Source organism: Variovorax sp. RA8, assembly GCF_901827175.1.
Lineage (GTDB): Bacteria > Pseudomonadota > Gammaproteobacteria > Burkholderiales > Burkholderiaceae_C > Variovorax.
The window spans coordinates 419,362-435,285 of record NZ_LR594662.1; the positions used below are offsets into that span (position 1 = coordinate 419,362).

Below are 15,924 nucleotides of genomic sequence, written 5' to 3' on the forward strand. Positions count from 1 at the left end.
GGCCGCGCCGTAAAATCGCAAGCTTTTGCGACATCCCTCCCCCAAAAGGACAAAGAAATGAGCGCGCTGCCCCCTGCACTGGACGATCGTGATGGAAAGATCTGGATGGACGGTGATCTCGTGGAGTGGCGCGACGCCAAGATCCACGTGCTGAGCCACACGCTGCACTACGGCTGCGGCGCCTTCGAGGGGGTCAGGGCCTACAAGACGGTCGACGGCACCGCGATCTTCCGCCTGGCCGAGCACACCGAGCGGCTCTTCAACAGCGCCAAGATCCTGCGCATGAAGATCCCCTTCACGCCCGAGCAGCTCAACGAGGCGCAGAAGCAGGTGGTGCGCGCCAACAATCTGGAGAGCTGCTACCTGCGCCCGCTGGTGTGGATCGGCTCCGAGAAGCTCGGCGTAAGCCCCAAGGGCAACCGCATCCACGCGATGGTCGCGGCCTGGGCCTGGGGCGCCTACCTGGGCGACGAAGGCATGAAGCGCGGCATCCGCGTCAAGACCTCGAGCTACACGCGCCACCACGTCAACATCACCATGACGCAGGCCAAGGCGGTGAGCAACTACAGCAACTCCATCCTCGCCAATATGGAAGCACTGGACGACGGCTACGACGAGGCGCTGCTGCTCGACGCGTCCGGCTTCGTGAGCGAGGGCGCGGGCGAGAACATCTTCGTGGTCAAGGGCGGCGTGGTCTACACGCCCGACCTGTCGGCCGGCGCGCTGAACGGCATCACGCGCAACACCATCCTCCACATCTGCAAGGACCTCGGCATCGAGGTGGTGCAGAAGCGCATCACGCGCGACGAGGTCTACATCGCCGAGGAAGCCTTCTTCACCGGCACCGCGGCCGAGGTCACGCCCATCCGCGAGCTCGACCGCGTCGAGATCGGGCAGGGTTCGCGCGGCCCCGTCACCGAGAAGATCCAGAGTGCCTTCTTCGACATCGTGAACGGCCGCAATCCCAAGTACGCCCACTGGCTCACCAAGGTCTGAAAGAAAAAATGAGTGCCAACGCCGTGATCGAACTGTCGGCCCAGGACCTGAACCACCAGGGCGGGGTGTTCTGCCCCAACCCAAAGGCTGACATGAAGCTGTGGAGCGCGCACCCCAAGGTCTACCTGGACGTGGCGCGCACCGGCGAGGCCAAGTGCCCTTACTGCGGAACCGTCTACCGGCTCAGGGCCGGCGAGGCGGTGGGGCATCGCCACTGAGGGCGGCCCTCGCCCGGCGCGGGATCAACCCGCGCCACGAATCGCCGGGCTCCTGCGCAAGCCGCAGGTAGATCGTCGACACCCACAGCAGGCTGAGCCCGATCTGCGCATCGCGCAGGGCCGAGTTCGCATTGGTCGCGATCAGCGCGATCAGCTGCGCGGCGAAGGCGTAGCGGCCGTACAGGTCGTCGCGCCGCCAGGCCACCCACACGCCCGTCAGCAGGATGGCCAGCAAGGTCAGCGCGCCCGGAATGCCGGCCTGCGAGCCCATCCACAGGAAATCGTTGTGCGGCATGTTGTAGTCGGCCAGCAGCTCGGGCCCGCGCAGATGCCACTGCTCGGTCCAGCCGCCGATGCCCCAGCCGGTGAAGGGCCGGTCGAGGATCATGCGTCCGGTATCGCGGTACATGTAGTAGCGCACCACCCAGCTGCCTTCCGACACCGCGCCGGCCTGGGCGGCTTCGAGCTCCTGCACGCCGAGCTCGAACTTCTGCTGCACCGCCGGCGAGTTCCAGAGGCCCACGGCCACGATCACGCCGCCCGCCACCATCACCAACGCAAGCACCTTGAGCTGCCGCCGCCACTGGTGCACGCAGACCGCCGGGATCACCAGCAGCAGAGCCAGCAGCGAGGTGCGCGAGGGCAGGCTGAAGGTGATGATCACGATCACCGCCAGCGTCACCGCGAAGGCGGCCACCCCGCGCAGCGGCCGGCGCTCCGAGAGCGCCTGCAAGCCGAATACGGCCGCGGTCGCGCCCAGGATGGTGAACAGCAGCGCGTTGCTGATCGACTTGTTGCCGATCAGGAAGATCACGCCGCGCCAGGGCTCCAGCACCGGGAAATAGATCTTCAGGAAGATCGCCGACCAGAACATCGCGATCAGGACGATGTTGAAGAGCGCCATGAGCAGGAAGCCCCGCAACGCCCAGATCGCCTCCTCGCGCGTGAGGGCCAACGCCATCAGCAGCGTGGCGGCGATGCGCAGGCCATGGGCCAGGTTCGACGGCGTCTGCGGATACCAGGGCCGCAGCGCCAGCACCACCAGCGTCCAGGCCACATAGGCCACGATCGGCCACCACATCGGATTGGCGCGCAGCCGCCGCGCGCGCTCGCGCCAATCCCCGGCCACGAGCAAGGCGGCAAGCATCAGCAAGGCTGCGAGATAAGGAACGCCGACCGGCATGAACACCGTCAGCCCCCAGAACATGGCCGCGGGGCGGACGAGTTGCGATCTCTGCATGGGGGCGGATTCTAGGGGCGGCGGCCCCGACCCTTCCTGACTCTGCCCGTCAGATGAGGGCGGCCGGGCCGCTCGCGATGCTCGCGACGAACAGTGGCCTTGTCCGACCGACTCGGCATCTGCTCAGCGCTCTTCGCGTCTACCAGCGCACCCGCAACCCCGCCGAGGCATTGAGCTGCGACTTCACGCGCGTGTCGCCACCCGAAGCCCACAGCTTGCCCACTTCGCCATAGAGGCTGAGCGCACTCACCAGTTCGATGCCGTTGCCGGTGGTGAGCGCCCCCAGGCCGCCGAGGTTGACGACCTGCACGGTGGTGCGCCCGCTGGCCACGGCGGCGAGGCCGCTGAGGACGAGCCGGTCGCTGATGCTCGCGCTGTCTCCGAGGAAAGTGCCCAGGCGCAGCAGGCCGTTGTTGCCCACGTAGGGGCCAGTGAAGGTAAGAGTGGTGCCCGGCGCACTGCCGATGAGGGAGACGGTGCCGGCGTTGGTAAGGGCACCGATGCCCTGGCTGAAGCCCGCAAGGTCAAGGGTGGCACCTGCGGCAACACTGTGGGCAGAGGCCGGGCTGAAGGTATTGGCAGCACCGGCGCGCAGGGTGCCTTCGGTGACGGCGGTGGCGCCGCTGTAGCTGTTGGCGCCCGAGAGAACGAGCGTGCCGCTCCCGATCTTGCTGAGGTCCCCAGGCCCTGTGATGGCGCCGGTGAGCGTGGCGGTGAAGGGGCCGGTGTCGATGATGGGATCGACGGCATCGGTGAAGGCGATGGGATTGGCCAGGGTGAGGCCGTCGGCAGCAAAGCGCAGTGTGGTGCCTTCATGCATGGCGAGCTCCCCAGTGCCCAAGGCGCTGTTGGTGCCGACGGCAATGCCGCCTTGCTTGAGATCGGTGCCGCCGCCGTAGCTGTTCTGGCCGGCGAGGGTCACCGCGCTGTTGGGGCTGAAGGCATTCGCCGCCCCGGCTTGCAGGGTGCCTACGTTGATGGCTGTCGGCCCGGCGTAGGTGTTGGTGCCGGAGAGGTTCAGTGTTCCGGACCCTCTCTTGGTCAGTCCGCCGCTTCCAGATATCACGCCTCTGAAGGTGGTGTTGTTGTTGTCTCCAGCCGTCAGCGTGCCGCCGCCCAGGGTCACGGAGCCGGAGCCGGGGAGCACGCTGGCGAGGCTGCGGATGGTCTGGCTGAAGTTGTTCAGGTCCAGTGTGCTGTTGTAGCCGAGCGTCACCGCGCTGTTGGGACTGAAGGCATTCGCCGCCCCGGCTTGCAGCGTGCCGTTGTAGATGTCTGTCGTCCCACTATAGGTGTTCGTCCCGGACAGGGCCACTATCCCCGGGCCGCTTCTTTCCACGCTGCCGGTGCCGCTGATGACCTTGTTGAACTCGACCACGTCTTTGGGCCCATCCTTTCCGTCCACACACGCCTGACACTCAGGCCTCAGCGTGCATCGCCGGAGGATCGGCAAATGCTAGGAATCGCCGCTGGAATCGTCAGAGCATCGCGACAAAAAGCAAGAATTCATTCGCGCTCGCCGGCTTCCGTCGGAAGGCACGGAGCGGCGCAAAGGTCACCCGCGTTCCGCGCCTTTGTCCGTCTCCGACAGCCCCGCCAAATGCTTCACCAGCAAGCCTGCCGCGGCTGAGAGAGGCTCCCCCGTCTTCGTCGCCATGAGGTCCCGCCCGCCCCGCCCCCCCTGGGCAAGCAGGTTCTGCATGGTCAGCCGATCGACAGTGGTGGTGCCCGAGCCGATGAAGAAGCCCCGGAACCACCTGGCCCCATCGAGCGTGCAAAAGGCGAGATTGCGCTTGTGGTAAGGCGCCCGGCGCGCTGCGCCTTAGTTCGGAAGCGCGATCACGAAGCTCGCCCCACCGCCCGGCCGGTCCTCGCAGCGCACGCTGCCGCCGTGGCGCTCGGTGATCGACTTCACCAGCGCGAGGCCGAGGCCCACGCCGCCGTTGCGCTCGCTCGCGCCCGGCAGCCGGTAGAAGGGCTCGAAGATCCGATCGCGCAGCGCAGCCGGCACGCCGGGGCCGCGGTCGTTGACGCGGATCTCCGCCCTGCCGTGCCGGTTGCCGATTTCCACGCTGATCTCGCCGGCGCCGTAGCGGCGCGCGTTCTCGAGCAGGTTGCGGATCGCGCGGCGAAGGAGACGCGGCACGCCGCGCACCGTGAGCGCCTCGCTGCTGGCGTTCTCGGCCACGTCGAGCTCGGCGTCGACGCGCGCGCACTCCTCGGCGGCCAGGCCGGTGAGGTCCACTGACTCGACCGTGCCCATGTCCGCTTCCTTGGCGTCCAGCCGGCTGGCCAGCAGGATCTCGTCGATCAGCTGGTCGAGCTCGGCGATGTTGCGCGCGATCTCGTCGCGCGCGGTCGGACTGGGCCGCTCGCTCATCAGCTCCAGGCCCATCCGGATGCGCGCCAGCGGCGAGCGCAGCTCGTGCGAGGCGTTGGCCAGCAGCGACTTGTGGGAGCGCACCAGCTCCTCGACACGGGCCGCGGCTGAATTGAAGCGGTTGGACAGGTCGGCCACCTCGTCCTGCCCCTCCTCCGACACGCGGACCGACAGGTCGCCTTCGCCCCAGCGCTGCACGCCGCGCTGCAGCGTCTCCAGCCGCTTGGTGATCTGGCGCACGATCGGATAGACGCCCAGCGCCACCGCCACGCCGACCAGCGCAATCATCCAGCCCAGTCCGAAGGGAGTGCGCCAGGCGGCCAGGCCGGTGCTCCCGGTCGGACGCGGCCGCGGCGCGACGCGCAGCGACATCGCGCGGCCGTCCTCGAGCGTCACGTCGAACTCCAACCCCTGGCCCGGCACCCGCACCGCGCTGCCAACGCCGATCGCGCGGTCCTTGCCGTCGAGCACCACCACCTCGCGCGGCACGGCCGACAGCCGCTCGCGCTCGTTCTCGGCGGCTTCCCGCACGACCCAGTTGGCGCAGAGCGTGAGGATGACGACGCCGCCCACCACCGCCAGCCAGATGCGGACGTAGAGATGGCGGCGGTACAGGTTGAGCAGCATGGCGCCACCTAGTCCTGCTGCTTGGCGAAGACGTAGCCCACGCCGCGCACGGTCAGGATGCGCTTGGGGTTCTTCGCATCGGCCTCGATCGCCGCACGGATGCGGCCCATGTGCACGTCGATCGAGCGGTCGAAGGCCTCCAGCTCGCGGCCGCGCACGGCTTCCATGATCTGGTCGCGGGTGAGCACGCGGCCTGCGCGCTCGGCCATGGCGACCAGCAGGTCGAACTGGTAGGAGGTGAGGTCGGCGAGCGCGCCGCCCACGGTCACGCTGCGGGCGTTGCGGTCGATCTCCAGCGTGCCGAAGCGCATCACGGCGGCGGGCGCCGACTCGCTGCCGCCTTCGCCGCGCCGGCGCAGCACGGCACGGATGCGCGCCAGCAGTTCGCGCGGCTCGAACGGCTTGGGCAGGTAGTCGTCGGCGCCGATCTCCAGGCCGATGATGCGGTCCATGGGGTCGCCCTTGGCGGTGAGCATCAGCACCGACACCTTCGCGAGCGTGCTGTTGGGCAGGGCACGGATGCGGCGGCAGACCTCGAGGCCGTCGGTGTCGGGCAGCATGAGGTCGAGGATCACGAGGTCGGGCGAGCGCTGCTGCAGCATCTCGAGCCCGCTGGCGCCGTCGAGGGCATGGTGGAAGCCGAAGCCCGACTGCGCCAGGTACTCGCCGACCATCTGAGCCAGGCGGGCGTCGTCTTCGATCATCAGGAGTTGGGGTGTGCTCATCGGGGTCCTCGGCCGGCGCTCCCGCCGGTTTTGTTCGGGCCGGCAGGAAGCCGGGGGAAGCTGAAGCCTAGCGTCGCCGGGCGGCGACAAGAAGGCTTGAACGCTCCGTAAAGTTGGCGTAAACCTCGCAGCCGATGGTATCCATCATGGGGCAGCAAACAGCATGGGGGCTGCGGCGCCGGCGGCCAACGGCGCGGACGCGGGCCTCTCGGCCAGCACGGCGCGCAGGGCCCGGTCGTCCAGGTCCGGATGCTCACCGCAGGCGCGGCGCAGAATCTCGCCGGCCAGGGCCCGCAACTGCTCGGCCGAGGCCCGCATGCGCGCCCGGAAAGCCGCATCGTCCAGCCGGTCGCCCAAGCTGCGGTTGAGTTCGGCGAACCATGGCAGGGCGGCCTGGTCCAGCATCACGGCCGGGTTGCGTTTGGCGCTCTTCCCCGACCAGGCGCGCAGGAAGTCCTGCATTGCGAAATTCAGGTGCTGGCAGTGCTGCAACTCCTCGCGCAGGCTGCCGAGCAGCGCAAGATCGGTGAGGCGGTGCTGGAAGAAGATCTGCGAGAGCACGCCCCAGTAGTAGGTGTAGTCCCAGATGACCTTCACCGGCAGCACCTCCGGGTCGCCGAAGAGCGCGTATTGGTCGGTATAGAGCGCGAGCGTGCTCTCGTAGAACGAGTGATAGATCTGGTCGTAGAGCCGGGCGCGCGCCTCCACCGAGTGCCCGGCGCGGTCGTGCGCGATCAGGTCGGTGATGTACGTGTTGCTCATCGCGATGAAGTCGCTGCCCGGCGAGTAGAAGGGGTCGAGGAAAAGCCCCGCCTCGCCGGTCAATGCCCAGCGCTGTCCCGAGAACACCTGCTTGCAGCCGTAGGAGAAGTCGCGGAAGAAGGCGAAGTCCTGCAGCAGGTGCCGCTTGCCGTCGAGCTCGTCGAAGAGGCGCGGCTGCCAGGTGCGCAGCCATGCCATCGCCTTGTCGAAACTGTCCATGCCGCCGAGCGGATGCTGCCGCGGGTCGGCCACGATGCCGACCGAATGCGAGCCCGATGCCAGCGGGATCAGCCAGACCCAGTAGCCGGTGCCGACCAGGTGGTTGGTCGACAGCCAGCGCGCCTGCGGGTCGCAGCGTTCGTGCCATTCGGCGCTGTCGGACCAGTGGTCGATGGTGATGCGCTCGCCGATGCGGAACCACACCGCATTGCACACATGCGCGTTGGGCTGCGCGAGCCCCAGCTTGCGCTTGAGCAGGCCGGCGCGGCCGCAGGCGTCCACCAGCCATCTGGCGTGGACGACGTGCGTCTCGCCGTCTTGCGTCCATTCGAGCCGGTGCGGCGCATGGGCATCCTCGGCCAGCTCGATGCGGCGCACCAGCGCGTCGTCGATGAAGCGCACGCCGGCCCGCGTGGCCTCCTTGGCCAGGTAGTTCTCGAAGATGCCGCGGTCGATCTGGTAGCTGGGCACCGAGAGGTAGCGGCTGGAGCCGATCTCGGTCACCTGGTCGATGTCGCGCCGGCCTTCGCTGAAGAAGAAGCGGAAGCCGAACTTGCGCAGCTGGGCCCCGTGCATGTGGGCCTTCAGGCCCAGCACCGTGTCGAAGTAATGGGCACCGATCTCTACGGAGGACTCGCCCACCTTGTGCGCCGCATGCGGCACCGGATGGGCGCGGCGCTCCAGCACCACCACGTCGATGTCGCCGAAGCGCCGCTTGAGCTGCAGCGCGAGCGTGAGCCCCCCGAGCCCTCCCCCCATGATGACGACATCGTGGTGGGAGGGCATGGTGTCCACAGTGGGTCAGTCCTGCGGTTCCAGCCGCAGCCGCAGCGACAGGCGGGCGCCGAGCGGCAGGTCCAGCGAGTCCGGCTGCGCGCGCGCCAGCGCCTCGAAGAAGGGAAGCGCGTCGGCCATTGCGTTGGCCTTCAGCGCCTGCGCCGCATCCGGGAGCGGACGTTGCGGCGCCGGGGTGCCGGTGGCCAGGGACCACTCGAACGCGGCCACCGTGCGCGCGGTACGCGAGGGGGCGACCACCAGTGCCACGGCCAGCAGCTCGCGGCTGGTGATCACCGAGCCGAGCGCGCCTACCGACGGGATGTCGAAGCCGGCCAGCAGCACCGCCTGCTGATCGGCCGCGCACTGCGTCGCCGCCTCGAGCAAGCCGGCCGCGAAGCTGTGCTCGTAGGCAGCCAGCGAATTGCTCGCCGCCGTGCAGCCGGTGCCGATGGTCCAGTAGCCGACCGCGGCGTTGTGCACCGAGTTGTGGAACTTGATCGGCGACAGCAGCTTGGGGTCGTTCGCCAGCGTGGCGCACATGTAGTCGTTGATGCCCAGGTCGCCGTGCGCCGAGGCGAACACGCAAGGCAGGTCCTTCGCCGCACGTCCCGAGGCCTCGACGGCGGCGGCTGCGACCTCCAGCGCGAGCGCGACCGTATCGGGCGCGCGCCGCCGCTCGGCCGGCGCCAGCATCTGCGGCGAGGGCCGCTTGGCCGGGGGATCGGCCGGCGCGGCCTCGCCGCGGAAGACCGCGCGGGCGCTGTTCCAGCCGGGCAGCGTGGAAGCCCAGAAGGCCGGGCCTTCGATGTAGAGGGTGGGCGTCGCTGCGCTCGCCGGAGTACCTTCGCCTTCGGCTGCGGTGCTATGAGCCTTCGGAGCGGCCGTGCGGCTCATGCCGTGGTCCCCTTGCCGAACACCAGCGCGCAGTTGTTGCCGCCGAAGCCGAAGGAATTGGAGAGTGCGTAGCGCACCTCGCCGCGTGCGGGCTCCAGGCGGATCTGCGGGCCGCAGCCCGGATCGAGCACGGCGGTGTTGACGGTGCCCGGCATCAGCCCGCGCTCGATGGCGAGCAGGCTGATCACTGCCTCGACGACGCCTGCCGCCCCCAGCGTGTGGCCGGTGAAGCCCTTGGTCGAGCTGGCGTGAGTGCCCGGCGGAAAGCGGCGCGCCACCAGGGCGCCCTCGACCTCGTCGTTCTTGGCGCTGGCCGTGCCGTGCATGTTGATGTAGTCGATGGCCTCGGCCGCAAGACCGGCACGCGCCAGCGCGTCGTCGAGCGCCCGCTCGGCGCCCAGGCCTTCGGGGTGCGGCGTGGACATATGGTGGGCGTCGCTCGCCTCGCCGTAGCCCAGCAGCTCCAGCCGGCCGGGGCCGCGCTCCAGCAGGGCGAAGCCCGCGGCCTCGCCCAGGCTGATGCCGTTGCGCCCGGCGTCGAAGGGCCGGCAGGGCTCGGGCGAGACCAGCTCGAGCGAGTTGAAGCCGAACAGCACGCTGCCGCACAGCGTGTCGACCCCACCGACCACCGCCGCGTCGACCAGGCCCAGGCGGATCAGGCGCTCGGCCGAGGCGAAGACCTTGGCGCTCGAGGAGCAGGCGGTCGAGAGGGTCTCGGCCGGCCCTTCGAGGCCCAGCGCCTCCTGCACGAACATCGTGAGCGAATGCGGCGTATGCACGCGGGGCCGGCGCTGCTCCGCGGGGAAGCCGCCGTCGGCGTCGAGCTGGGTGTAGGCGAGCTCGGTCTCGCCGATGCTCGAGGTGGAGGTGCCCAGGATCAGGGCGATGCGCGCCGGCCCGTAGCGCTCGCGCGCCGCCGCCACCGCCTCGATGAAGCCGTCGGCCTGCAGCCCGAGCCAGGCCAGGCGGTTGTTGCGGCAATCCCAGCCCGCGAGCTCTTCCGGCAGGCTCATTTCCTCGAGGCCATCGACGCGGCCGATCCAGGTGGGCAGCGGCGTGGCGCCGAAGTCGTTGGCGCGCAGGCCGCTTGTCGATTGCTCGAGCGCGCTGAGCAGGGGTTCCTTGCCGACACCGACGGCCGAGGTCGCAGTGAAGGCGCTGATCTGGAGGGGTGGGATGCGGGAGGGCGGCACGGTAGGCGGTGATGCGGAGCGTGAAAAACGCCACAGCCTACCAGCTACTTCGCCCATCGCGGGGGCGTGAATGTCCTACGGGCCCTCAGGACAAGGAGCCGAGGTGCGCCTGGGTCGCCTCCGCGAGCCGGCGGTCGAAGGTGGCGAGCGGCGCCCTCAGTTCGGCGGCGAGCCAGAGGTAGGCGGCGGCATAGGCGCTGAGCTCGTAGCGCGCAGCCAGCTCGTATTGGGCGATCGGATCGACAGGGTGAAGTTCGATCTCGGAAGCTGCGTAGTCGCGCAGCGCCTGTGTGATCGCCTCGGCCGGCCCATCCTCTCGACGCTTCTTGATCGCGGCGCTCACGATTTCGTGATCGAGCAGGTTGGGCGCATGCAGGCTGCGGCCGACCAGCCGCGCCAGCGCTTCGTCGCGCGCCGGCTCGTCGAAGAGGACGGCGCCGAGCGCGCTGCAATCCACCACCATGGGCGGGCGCATGCTGAAGGGCGCCGGCGGCTCGGCGACGTAAAAGGCCGCAGCCGTGCGGCTCATCGGTCGTCGCGCTCGGCGCGAAGGATGTCGACCCCGTTCGGCCCGCTGCGAATGGGCTGCGGGAAGCGCACCCGGTGTTCGGCTGCGATCTGCTCGATGGGCTTGCCGCCGCGCCGCAGGATGGGGCGTCCGCCCCAGCCGATGCTGACGACACCGGGGCGGGGGACGGGGGCCGGCTCCGGCGTGTAGATGGCCTGCTCGATGATGGCCATCAGCTCGCCTTGCAAAGACCGGTGGTTGCGCGCCGCGCGCTGCCGCAGCCGCTCCGCCAGATCGTCGGGCACGTCCTTGATCGAAAGATTTGCCATGAATACCTCCAAAGTGGCGCCATTATGGCGCCGCTTTGGAGGCGGCATCCGCCCGCTGCACTGGCGCATTTCTCGCCGCCAGCGCCACCAGCAGCAGCACTGGCACCCCCAGCGCCGCTGTGCTGGTGAAGAAGGCGTGATAGCCGTAGGCGTCGACGAAGGCCCCGGAATAGCCGGCAATGAACTTGGGCAGCAGCAGCATCAGCGAGCTGAACAGCGCGTACTGCGTGGCGGAGTAGCTGACGTTGGTCAGGCTCGACAGGTAGGCGATGAAGGCGGCCGAGGCGATGCCGCCTGCCAGGTTGTCGGCCGAGACCACCAGCACCAGCGCCGTCAGGTCATGCCCGCGCGTGGCCAGCGCGGCGAACAGCAGGTTGCTGGCGGCGCTCAGCACCGCGCCCAGCATCAGCACCCGCATCACGCCGAGCCGCATCGAGAGCACGCCGCCCACGAAGGCGCCGGCCAGCGTCATCACCACGCCATAGATCTTGCTGACCGTGGCCACCTCGTCCTTGGTGAAGCCCATGTCGACGTAGAAGGGGTTGGCCATGATGCCCATCACCACGTCGCTGATGCGGTAGACCGCGATCAACGCCAGGATCAGCGCCGCCTGCCAGCGGTAGCGGCGGAAGAAGTCGGCAAAGGGCTCGATGAGCACGCCCTCCAGCCACTCGGCCGCGTTCCTTGCCTTCGGCAGCGCCACGCGCGCCGGCTCGGGCGACAGCAGCACGGTGAGCACACCCACGGCCATGGAGGCGGCCATTGCAAGGTAGGCGGTCTTCCACGCGCCGTTCTGGTAGCCCGCGCCGCCGGCGAGTTCGGCCCAGGCAGCGATCCACAGCACGCCCGCACCGGCCCAGATCATCGCCAGCCGGTAGCCCGTCTGGTAGGCCGCGGCCATCGCCGCCTGCTTGCGCGTGGCCGCCGATTCGATGCGGAAGGCATCCAGCGCAATGTCCTGCGTGGCCGAGCCGAAGGCCACCAGCAGCGCGCACCACACCAGCGGCGCGAGCCCGGCGCGCGGATCGTTGAAGGCCATCCCGACGAGGCCGGTCATCACGGTCAGCTGCGCCAGCAGCAGCCAGCCGCGCCGCCGCCCGAGCAGCGTGGTCAGCGGCGGCACCGGCAGCCGGTCCACCAGCGGCGCCCACATCCACTTGAAGCCGTAGGCCAGGCCCACCCAGCTCAGGTAGCCGATGGTCGTGCGGTCGATGCCGGCCTCGCGCAGCCGGAAGCTGAGCGTGCCCAGCACCAGCAGCAGGGGCAGGCCCGCGGAGAAGCCCAGCGCGAGCATGCGCAGGGTCGCGGGTTCGAGGTACACCTTGAGCGCGTCGCGCCAGGGCAGGGCGGGGAGAGTCTGGTCAGCCGGGGGTAGGGGCATGAAGGAAGGTCTTTGAGGCTCTCTTATTATTCCCGCATGTGTCTGCACTGCCCCTCCCGCCCCGGCCCGTGGCAGCAGCGTCGCGCCTTCCTGCTTGCCGCCGCCGCTGCGGTAGGCACGCCGGCCCTGGCGCAGGTGGAGGTCGGCAAGGCCTCCGTGGCGCGCAACCTGGTGCCGGCCGAGAACGTGGAGCAGGCGGGCGTGCAGCAGTACGGCGAGCTGCTCGCCCAGGCCAAGGCCAAGGGCGCGCTGGCCGGCGCGGGCAACCCGCAACTGCAGCGACTGCACGCCATCGCGGGGCGCATCATTCCCTTCGCGGCGCAGTGGAACGAACGCGCCGCCCGCTGGAAGTGGGAGGTCAACCTGATCGGCAGCAAGCAGATCAACGCCTTCTGCATGCCGGGCGGCAAGATCGCCTTCTTCACCGGCATCCTCGACCAGCTCAAGCTCACGGACGACGAAGTCGCGATGGTCATGGGCCACGAGATGGCGCACGCCCTGCGAGAGCATGCGCGTGCGCGCCTGGCCAAGAGTGCGGGCACCGGCGCCGCGCTGTCGCTCGGAGCCCAGCTGCTGGGCCTGGGCCAGGCCGGCGACCTCGCGGCGCGCGCCGGCACGCAACTGCTCACCCTCAGGTTCAGCCGCAGCGACGAGACCGATGCCGACCTGGTCGGGCTCGAGCTCGCCGCGCGCGCGGGCTACAACCCGCAGGCCGCGGTGTCGCTGTGGAAGAAGATGGCGCAGGCCTCCAAGAGCCAGGGCGGCCTGAGCTTCCTGTCGACCCATCCAAGCGGGACCGACCGCATCGCCAAGCTGCAGGCCAACGTGCCCAAGGTCGAGGGGCTCTACCGCGCGGCGAAGTAAGTCATGCGTTGCCGGTCGCTGCGCCTTTGCAGGATCGGGCAAGAAGCGTCCCCGAATCGGCTAACGCCTGGCGCCTCCTCATTCCTAGACTCGTTCCAGTCCCCGCCGCATATGCGCGGGGGTCTTCATCAAGGAGCGCAGCATGTCGGGAATCCAGGACAAGGTCATCGCCATCACCGGCGCCAGCGGCGGCATCGGCCAAGCCGTGGCCCGGGTACTGGCCGGACGCGGCGCCAAGGTGATGCTGGGTGCGCGCCGGATCGGCCGGTTGAACGCGCTCGCCCGGGAGATCGTCGAGGCCGGCGGCTCGGCGCACTACCAGGCGCTCGACGTCACGCAGCGCGCGAGCATGCAATGCTTCATCGACGAGGCGAACGTGGTCTTCGGCCGCGTCGACGTGATCGTCCATGCGGTACCGTCCGTGCCGGGCGCCTCTTGCAGGCTTGAAGTGCACGCCATCACTGCGCCGGACGCCATCGAGCGCGCCATCGCCCTCGCGATCGATCGGCCGCAGGATGCGGGCGCCGGCGAGACCGCCTTTCCCCGTCTTGCCCACGCCTGATCGCGAGGCCATCTGACGCGAGTGTTCACCGCGCACGCCGGCACGTCGCCAGCGCGCTGGCGACGATTGAACGCGCACTGACACGCGTCCTGACCAGAGGGCGGTCAGGTCGACCTCGGCAACAGCGCCGGGACCAGCTGGCGGTTCAGCTGCGTCACCCACCACTGCAGCGCCTTGCCCTTGGCGCCAGTCTTCCACGCCAGCCAGAACGCCTCGGGTTTGCGCGGCTCTTCAGTCTGCAACTCAATCAGCGTGCCGCGCGCCAGGTCGCCCTGGATGCAGGCCCGCGGCAGAAAACCGTGGCCCAGGCCCGCGCGCTGGCAGGCGATCTTCGCGGCCATCGTCGGTACAGCCACCCGAGGCTGGCCGGCAAGCAGCCCCACGGTGCGGTCGGACAGCGTGCGCGCGCTGTCACTCACCACCATGGCGTTGTATTCAAGCAGGTCGCCGCGACTCAGCGGCTGCTCGAGCCGGGTCAGCGGATGCATCGGTGAGACGCAGAACGCAAAATCGAGGCTGCCCACCATCGCGGCCTGGTAGCCTCCGCCGGCCGGCCCTTCGCCGGCCGCAATCACAACGTCGGCGCGCCCTTCGCGCAATGCCTCCCAGCTGCCAGTGAGCGCCTCGCAGTCCACGCGCAGCCGAGTGCCGCAGCGCAACGCCTCGAATGCGCGAATGTCGTCGATCAAAGCCTGCGTCGGAATCAGCGAGTCATGCACCAGCCGCAGCTCCGATTCGAAGCCCGTGGCGATCTGCCGCATCCGCGATTCGAGATCGCTCGCGGCGTCGAGCAGCCAGCGGCCCTCCTTGAGCATTTCCTCCCCGGCCGCGGTGAGTGTCACGCGCGGCCCGTTGCGCACGAACAGCAGCATGCCCAGCTGCTCCTCGAGCTTGCAAACCGCGTACGAGATGGTCGAAGGCACCTTGTTCAGGCGCACGCCCGCGGCGGCGAAGGACCCGTGGCGCGCAATGGCGTCCACGAGTTCAATGGCTTCGAGGCTGAGTTTGAGCACGGGCTCGTCCTTGGAAATAAATGATCGAAGAATTCGATGATTGACGGCTAAAAGTTTCGTCAACGGACGTCATCAAAAGAAAGATGATCCCACCATGACTTGGAGAAACCTTCTTCGAGGCCATTGTGAATCAGATCGAATCATGACAACCAAACCGCCTGACTAACGACAAGACATGCATCCGCACCGAAACGAGGATGCATGGCGCGGCAAGCCCCTTTCTCATCCAATCACCCACTCACGGAGAGCCTCATGCCCATCAAAGCCACCCCCACCGCCGGCGCCAAGCTGCTGACCCCCACCGACCACACGCTCGTCATGATCGACTTCCAGTCGCAGATGGCCTTTGCCACGCACTCGATCGACGCGGTCACCCTGCGGAACAACGCCGCTCTCGTGGCCAATGCAGCGGCCGGATTCGGCGTGTCGACCATCCTCACGACCGTGGCCGAGAAGAGCTTCTCGGGTCCGATGTTCAGCGAAATCACCGATGCCTTCCCGGGCCAGAAGATGCTCGACCGCACCTCGATGAACACCTGGGAAGACGCGGCGGTGATCGACCGCGTGAACGAGATCGGCAAGCAGCGGATCGTGCTGTCCGGCCTCTGGACCGGCGTGTGCATCGTCGGCCCGGCGCTGTCGGCCATCGACCAGGGCTTCGAGGTGTTCGTGATCGCCGACGCGTGCGGCGACGTGTCGGCCGAGGCCCACAACCGCGCGATGGACCGCATGGTGCAAGCCGGCGCCCAGCCCATGACCTCGCTGCAATACCTGCTCGAGCTGCAACGCGACTGGGCGCGCACCGACACGTACGAGATGACCACCGGCATCGCGAAGAAGTTCGGCGGCGCCTACGGCCTGGGCGTGACCTACGCCAAGACCATGTTCGGCGCGCACGAAGGCTGAACGCCGCGGTGGAGAAGATGAGGCCCTATCTCCTGTCGCTCGCGCTCGGCCTTCTGGTCGGCGTCATCTACGCGCTGTTCCAGGTGCGCTCGCCGGCGCCGCCGGTCATCGCCCTGGTGGGGCTGCTCGGAATCCTGCTCGGCGAGCAGATTCCGCCGCTCATCAAGAGCTGGGTCAAGCCCGATGCCGTGGTCACCTCGTGGCTGCACCAGCAGGTGAAGCCGCACGTATTCGGCGAGTTGCCTCAATGCGCCAAGTCCGGCTCGTCCGCGGCACCCCGCAAAGACACATGAGCGATCCATCATTCGACGAACAGCGCCGCCGGCTCTG

Annotated in this window: 17 protein-coding genes; 6 read left to right on the plus strand and 11 right to left on the minus strand. The window is 68.7% G+C overall.

Features of this window, described 5'->3' with window-relative positions; translation table 11 throughout:
• The first annotated feature begins 57 nt into the window (after window positions 1-57).
• Together E5P3_RS01935 and E5P3_RS01940 are read left to right on the plus strand one after the other, a co-directional pair.
• The gene (locus E5P3_RS01935) at window positions 58-996 is read left to right on the plus strand and encodes a branched-chain amino acid transaminase (RefSeq protein WP_162584455.1); all 939 of its coding nucleotides are present in this window, start codon (window positions 58-60) and stop codon (window positions 994-996) included.
• Between the two features lie 8 nt (window positions 997-1,004).
• Complete coding sequence (locus tag E5P3_RS01940; RefSeq protein ID WP_162584456.1) at window positions 1,005-1,214, plus strand: zinc-finger domain-containing protein; 210 nt, start codon at window positions 1,005-1,007, stop codon at window positions 1,212-1,214.
• Here the strand turns inward: E5P3_RS01940 and E5P3_RS01945 are convergent.
• From E5P3_RS01945 to E5P3_RS01990, 10 genes are all read right to left on the minus strand, one after another.
• Window positions 1,180-2,454: an O-antigen ligase family protein gene (locus tag E5P3_RS01945; RefSeq protein WP_162584457.1), complete on the minus strand. Its 1,275-nt coding sequence runs from the start codon at window positions 2,452-2,454 to the stop codon at window positions 1,180-1,182. The genes E5P3_RS01940 and E5P3_RS01945 overlap by 35 nt on opposite strands.
• A gap of 139 nt (window positions 2,455-2,593) precedes the next feature.
• A complete protein-coding gene (locus E5P3_RS36110) occupies window positions 2,594-3,832 on the minus strand; it encodes an autotransporter-associated beta strand repeat-containing protein (RefSeq protein WP_269473967.1) in 1,239 nt (412 codons plus the stop codon).
• 444 nt (window positions 3,833-4,276) lie between these two features.
• Window positions 4,277-5,461: a sensor histidine kinase gene (locus E5P3_RS01955; RefSeq protein WP_162584458.1), complete on the minus strand. Its 1,185-nt coding sequence runs from the start codon at window positions 5,459-5,461 to the stop codon at window positions 4,277-4,279.
• Window positions 5,462-5,469: 8 nt separating this feature from the next.
• Entirely contained in the window at window positions 5,470-6,186 is a 717-nt protein-coding gene (locus tag E5P3_RS01960; protein ID WP_162584459.1) for a response regulator transcription factor, read from the minus strand.
• A 144-nt stretch (window positions 6,187-6,330) separates the two neighbouring features.
• Window positions 6,331-7,953, minus strand: a complete 1,623-nt coding sequence (locus E5P3_RS01965; RefSeq protein WP_162584460.1) for an NAD(P)/FAD-dependent oxidoreductase — start codon at window positions 7,951-7,953, stop codon at window positions 6,331-6,333.
• Window positions 7,954-7,968: 15 nt separating this feature from the next.
• On the minus strand, window positions 7,969-8,838 hold the full coding sequence (locus tag E5P3_RS01970) for a beta-ketoacyl synthase chain length factor (protein WP_162584461.1): 870 nt from the start codon (window positions 8,836-8,838) through the stop codon (window positions 7,969-7,971).
• Window positions 8,835-10,031, minus strand: coding sequence for a beta-ketoacyl-[acyl-carrier-protein] synthase family protein (locus E5P3_RS01975; protein ID WP_232072949.1), 1,197 nt, complete (start codon window positions 10,029-10,031; stop codon window positions 8,835-8,837). The genes E5P3_RS01970 and E5P3_RS01975 overlap by 4 nt, the downstream gene beginning before the upstream one ends.
• Before the next feature lie 85 nt (window positions 10,032-10,116).
• Complete coding sequence (locus E5P3_RS01980) at window positions 10,117-10,560, minus strand: type II toxin-antitoxin system VapC family toxin (protein WP_162584462.1); 444 nt, start codon at window positions 10,558-10,560, stop codon at window positions 10,117-10,119.
• Window positions 10,557-10,868: a FitA-like ribbon-helix-helix domain-containing protein gene (locus tag E5P3_RS01985; RefSeq protein WP_197893930.1), complete on the minus strand. Its 312-nt coding sequence runs from the start codon at window positions 10,866-10,868 to the stop codon at window positions 10,557-10,559. The genes E5P3_RS01980 and E5P3_RS01985 overlap by 4 nt, the downstream gene beginning before the upstream one ends.
• 22 nt (window positions 10,869-10,890) lie before the next feature.
• Entirely contained in the window at window positions 10,891-12,249 is a 1,359-nt protein-coding gene (locus E5P3_RS01990) for an AmpG family muropeptide MFS transporter (RefSeq protein ID WP_162584463.1), read from the minus strand.
• A 36-nt stretch (window positions 12,250-12,285) separates the two neighbouring features.
• Between E5P3_RS01990 and E5P3_RS01995 the strand changes: the two genes are divergently transcribed.
• Entirely contained in the window at window positions 12,286-13,113 is an 828-nt protein-coding gene (locus E5P3_RS01995; RefSeq protein WP_162589486.1) for a M48 family metallopeptidase, read from the plus strand.
• A gap of 142 nt (window positions 13,114-13,255) precedes the next feature.
• Window positions 13,256-13,675, plus strand: a complete 420-nt coding sequence (locus tag E5P3_RS02000) for an SDR family oxidoreductase (protein WP_162584464.1) — start codon at window positions 13,256-13,258, stop codon at window positions 13,673-13,675.
• Window positions 13,676-13,779: 104 nt separating this feature from the next.
• Here the strand turns inward: E5P3_RS02000 and E5P3_RS02005 are convergent, their stop codons facing one another.
• Complete coding sequence (locus E5P3_RS02005; protein ID WP_162584465.1) at window positions 13,780-14,688, minus strand: LysR family transcriptional regulator; 909 nt, start codon at window positions 14,686-14,688, stop codon at window positions 13,780-13,782.
• Between the two features lie 252 nt (window positions 14,689-14,940).
• On the opposite strand from E5P3_RS02005, the gene E5P3_RS02010 reads away from it, so the two are divergent.
• Both E5P3_RS02010 and E5P3_RS02015 read left to right on the plus strand, forming a co-directional pair.
• The gene (locus E5P3_RS02010; protein ID WP_162584466.1) at window positions 14,941-15,594 is read left to right on the plus strand and encodes a hydrolase; all 654 of its coding nucleotides are present in this window, start codon (window positions 14,941-14,943) and stop codon (window positions 15,592-15,594) included.
• A 17-nt stretch (window positions 15,595-15,611) separates the two neighbouring features.
• Complete coding sequence (locus E5P3_RS02015) at window positions 15,612-15,887, plus strand: DUF1427 family protein (protein ID WP_162584467.1); 276 nt, start codon at window positions 15,612-15,614, stop codon at window positions 15,885-15,887.
• Window positions 15,888-15,924: the final 37 nt, after the last annotated feature.

Coding starts and splice junctions, on each gene's coding strand:
- E5P3_RS02015 (WP_162584467.1), top strand. CDS start 15,612: ATGAGGCCCTATCTCCTGTCGCTCGCGCTCGGCCTTCTGGTCGGCGTC.
- E5P3_RS01965 (WP_162584460.1), bottom strand. CDS start 7,953: ATGCCCTCCCACCACGATGTCGTCATCATGGGGGGAGGGCTCGGGGGG.
- E5P3_RS01940 (WP_162584456.1), top strand. CDS start 1,005: ATGAGTGCCAACGCCGTGATCGAACTGTCGGCCCAGGACCTGAACCAC.
- E5P3_RS01980 (WP_162584462.1), bottom strand. CDS start 10,560: ATGAGCCGCACGGCTGCGGCCTTTTACGTCGCCGAGCCGCCGGCGCCC.
- E5P3_RS01945 (WP_162584457.1), bottom strand. CDS start 2,454: ATGCAGAGATCGCAACTCGTCCGCCCCGCGGCCATGTTCTGGGGGCTG.
- E5P3_RS01935 (WP_162584455.1), top strand. CDS start 58: ATGAGCGCGCTGCCCCCTGCACTGGACGATCGTGATGGAAAGATCTGG.
- E5P3_RS01955 (WP_162584458.1), bottom strand. CDS start 5,461: ATGCTGCTCAACCTGTACCGCCGCCATCTCTACGTCCGCATCTGGCTG.
- E5P3_RS02010 (WP_162584466.1), top strand. CDS start 14,941: ATGCCCATCAAAGCCACCCCCACCGCCGGCGCCAAGCTGCTGACCCCC.
- E5P3_RS02000 (WP_162584464.1), top strand. CDS start 13,256: ATGTCGGGAATCCAGGACAAGGTCATCGCCATCACCGGCGCCAGCGGC.
- E5P3_RS01960 (WP_162584459.1), bottom strand. CDS start 6,186: ATGAGCACACCCCAACTCCTGATGATCGAAGACGACGCCCGCCTGGCT.
- E5P3_RS01990 (WP_162584463.1), bottom strand. CDS start 12,249: ATGCCCCTACCCCCGGCTGACCAGACTCTCCCCGCCCTGCCCTGGCGC.
- E5P3_RS01985 (WP_197893930.1), bottom strand. CDS start 10,868: ATGGCAAATCTTTCGATCAAGGACGTGCCCGACGATCTGGCGGAGCGG.
- E5P3_RS01995 (WP_162589486.1), top strand. CDS start 12,286: ATGTGTCTGCACTGCCCCTCCCGCCCCGGCCCGTGGCAGCAGCGTCGC.
- E5P3_RS01970 (WP_162584461.1), bottom strand. CDS start 8,838: ATGAGCCGCACGGCCGCTCCGAAGGCTCATAGCACCGCAGCCGAAGGC.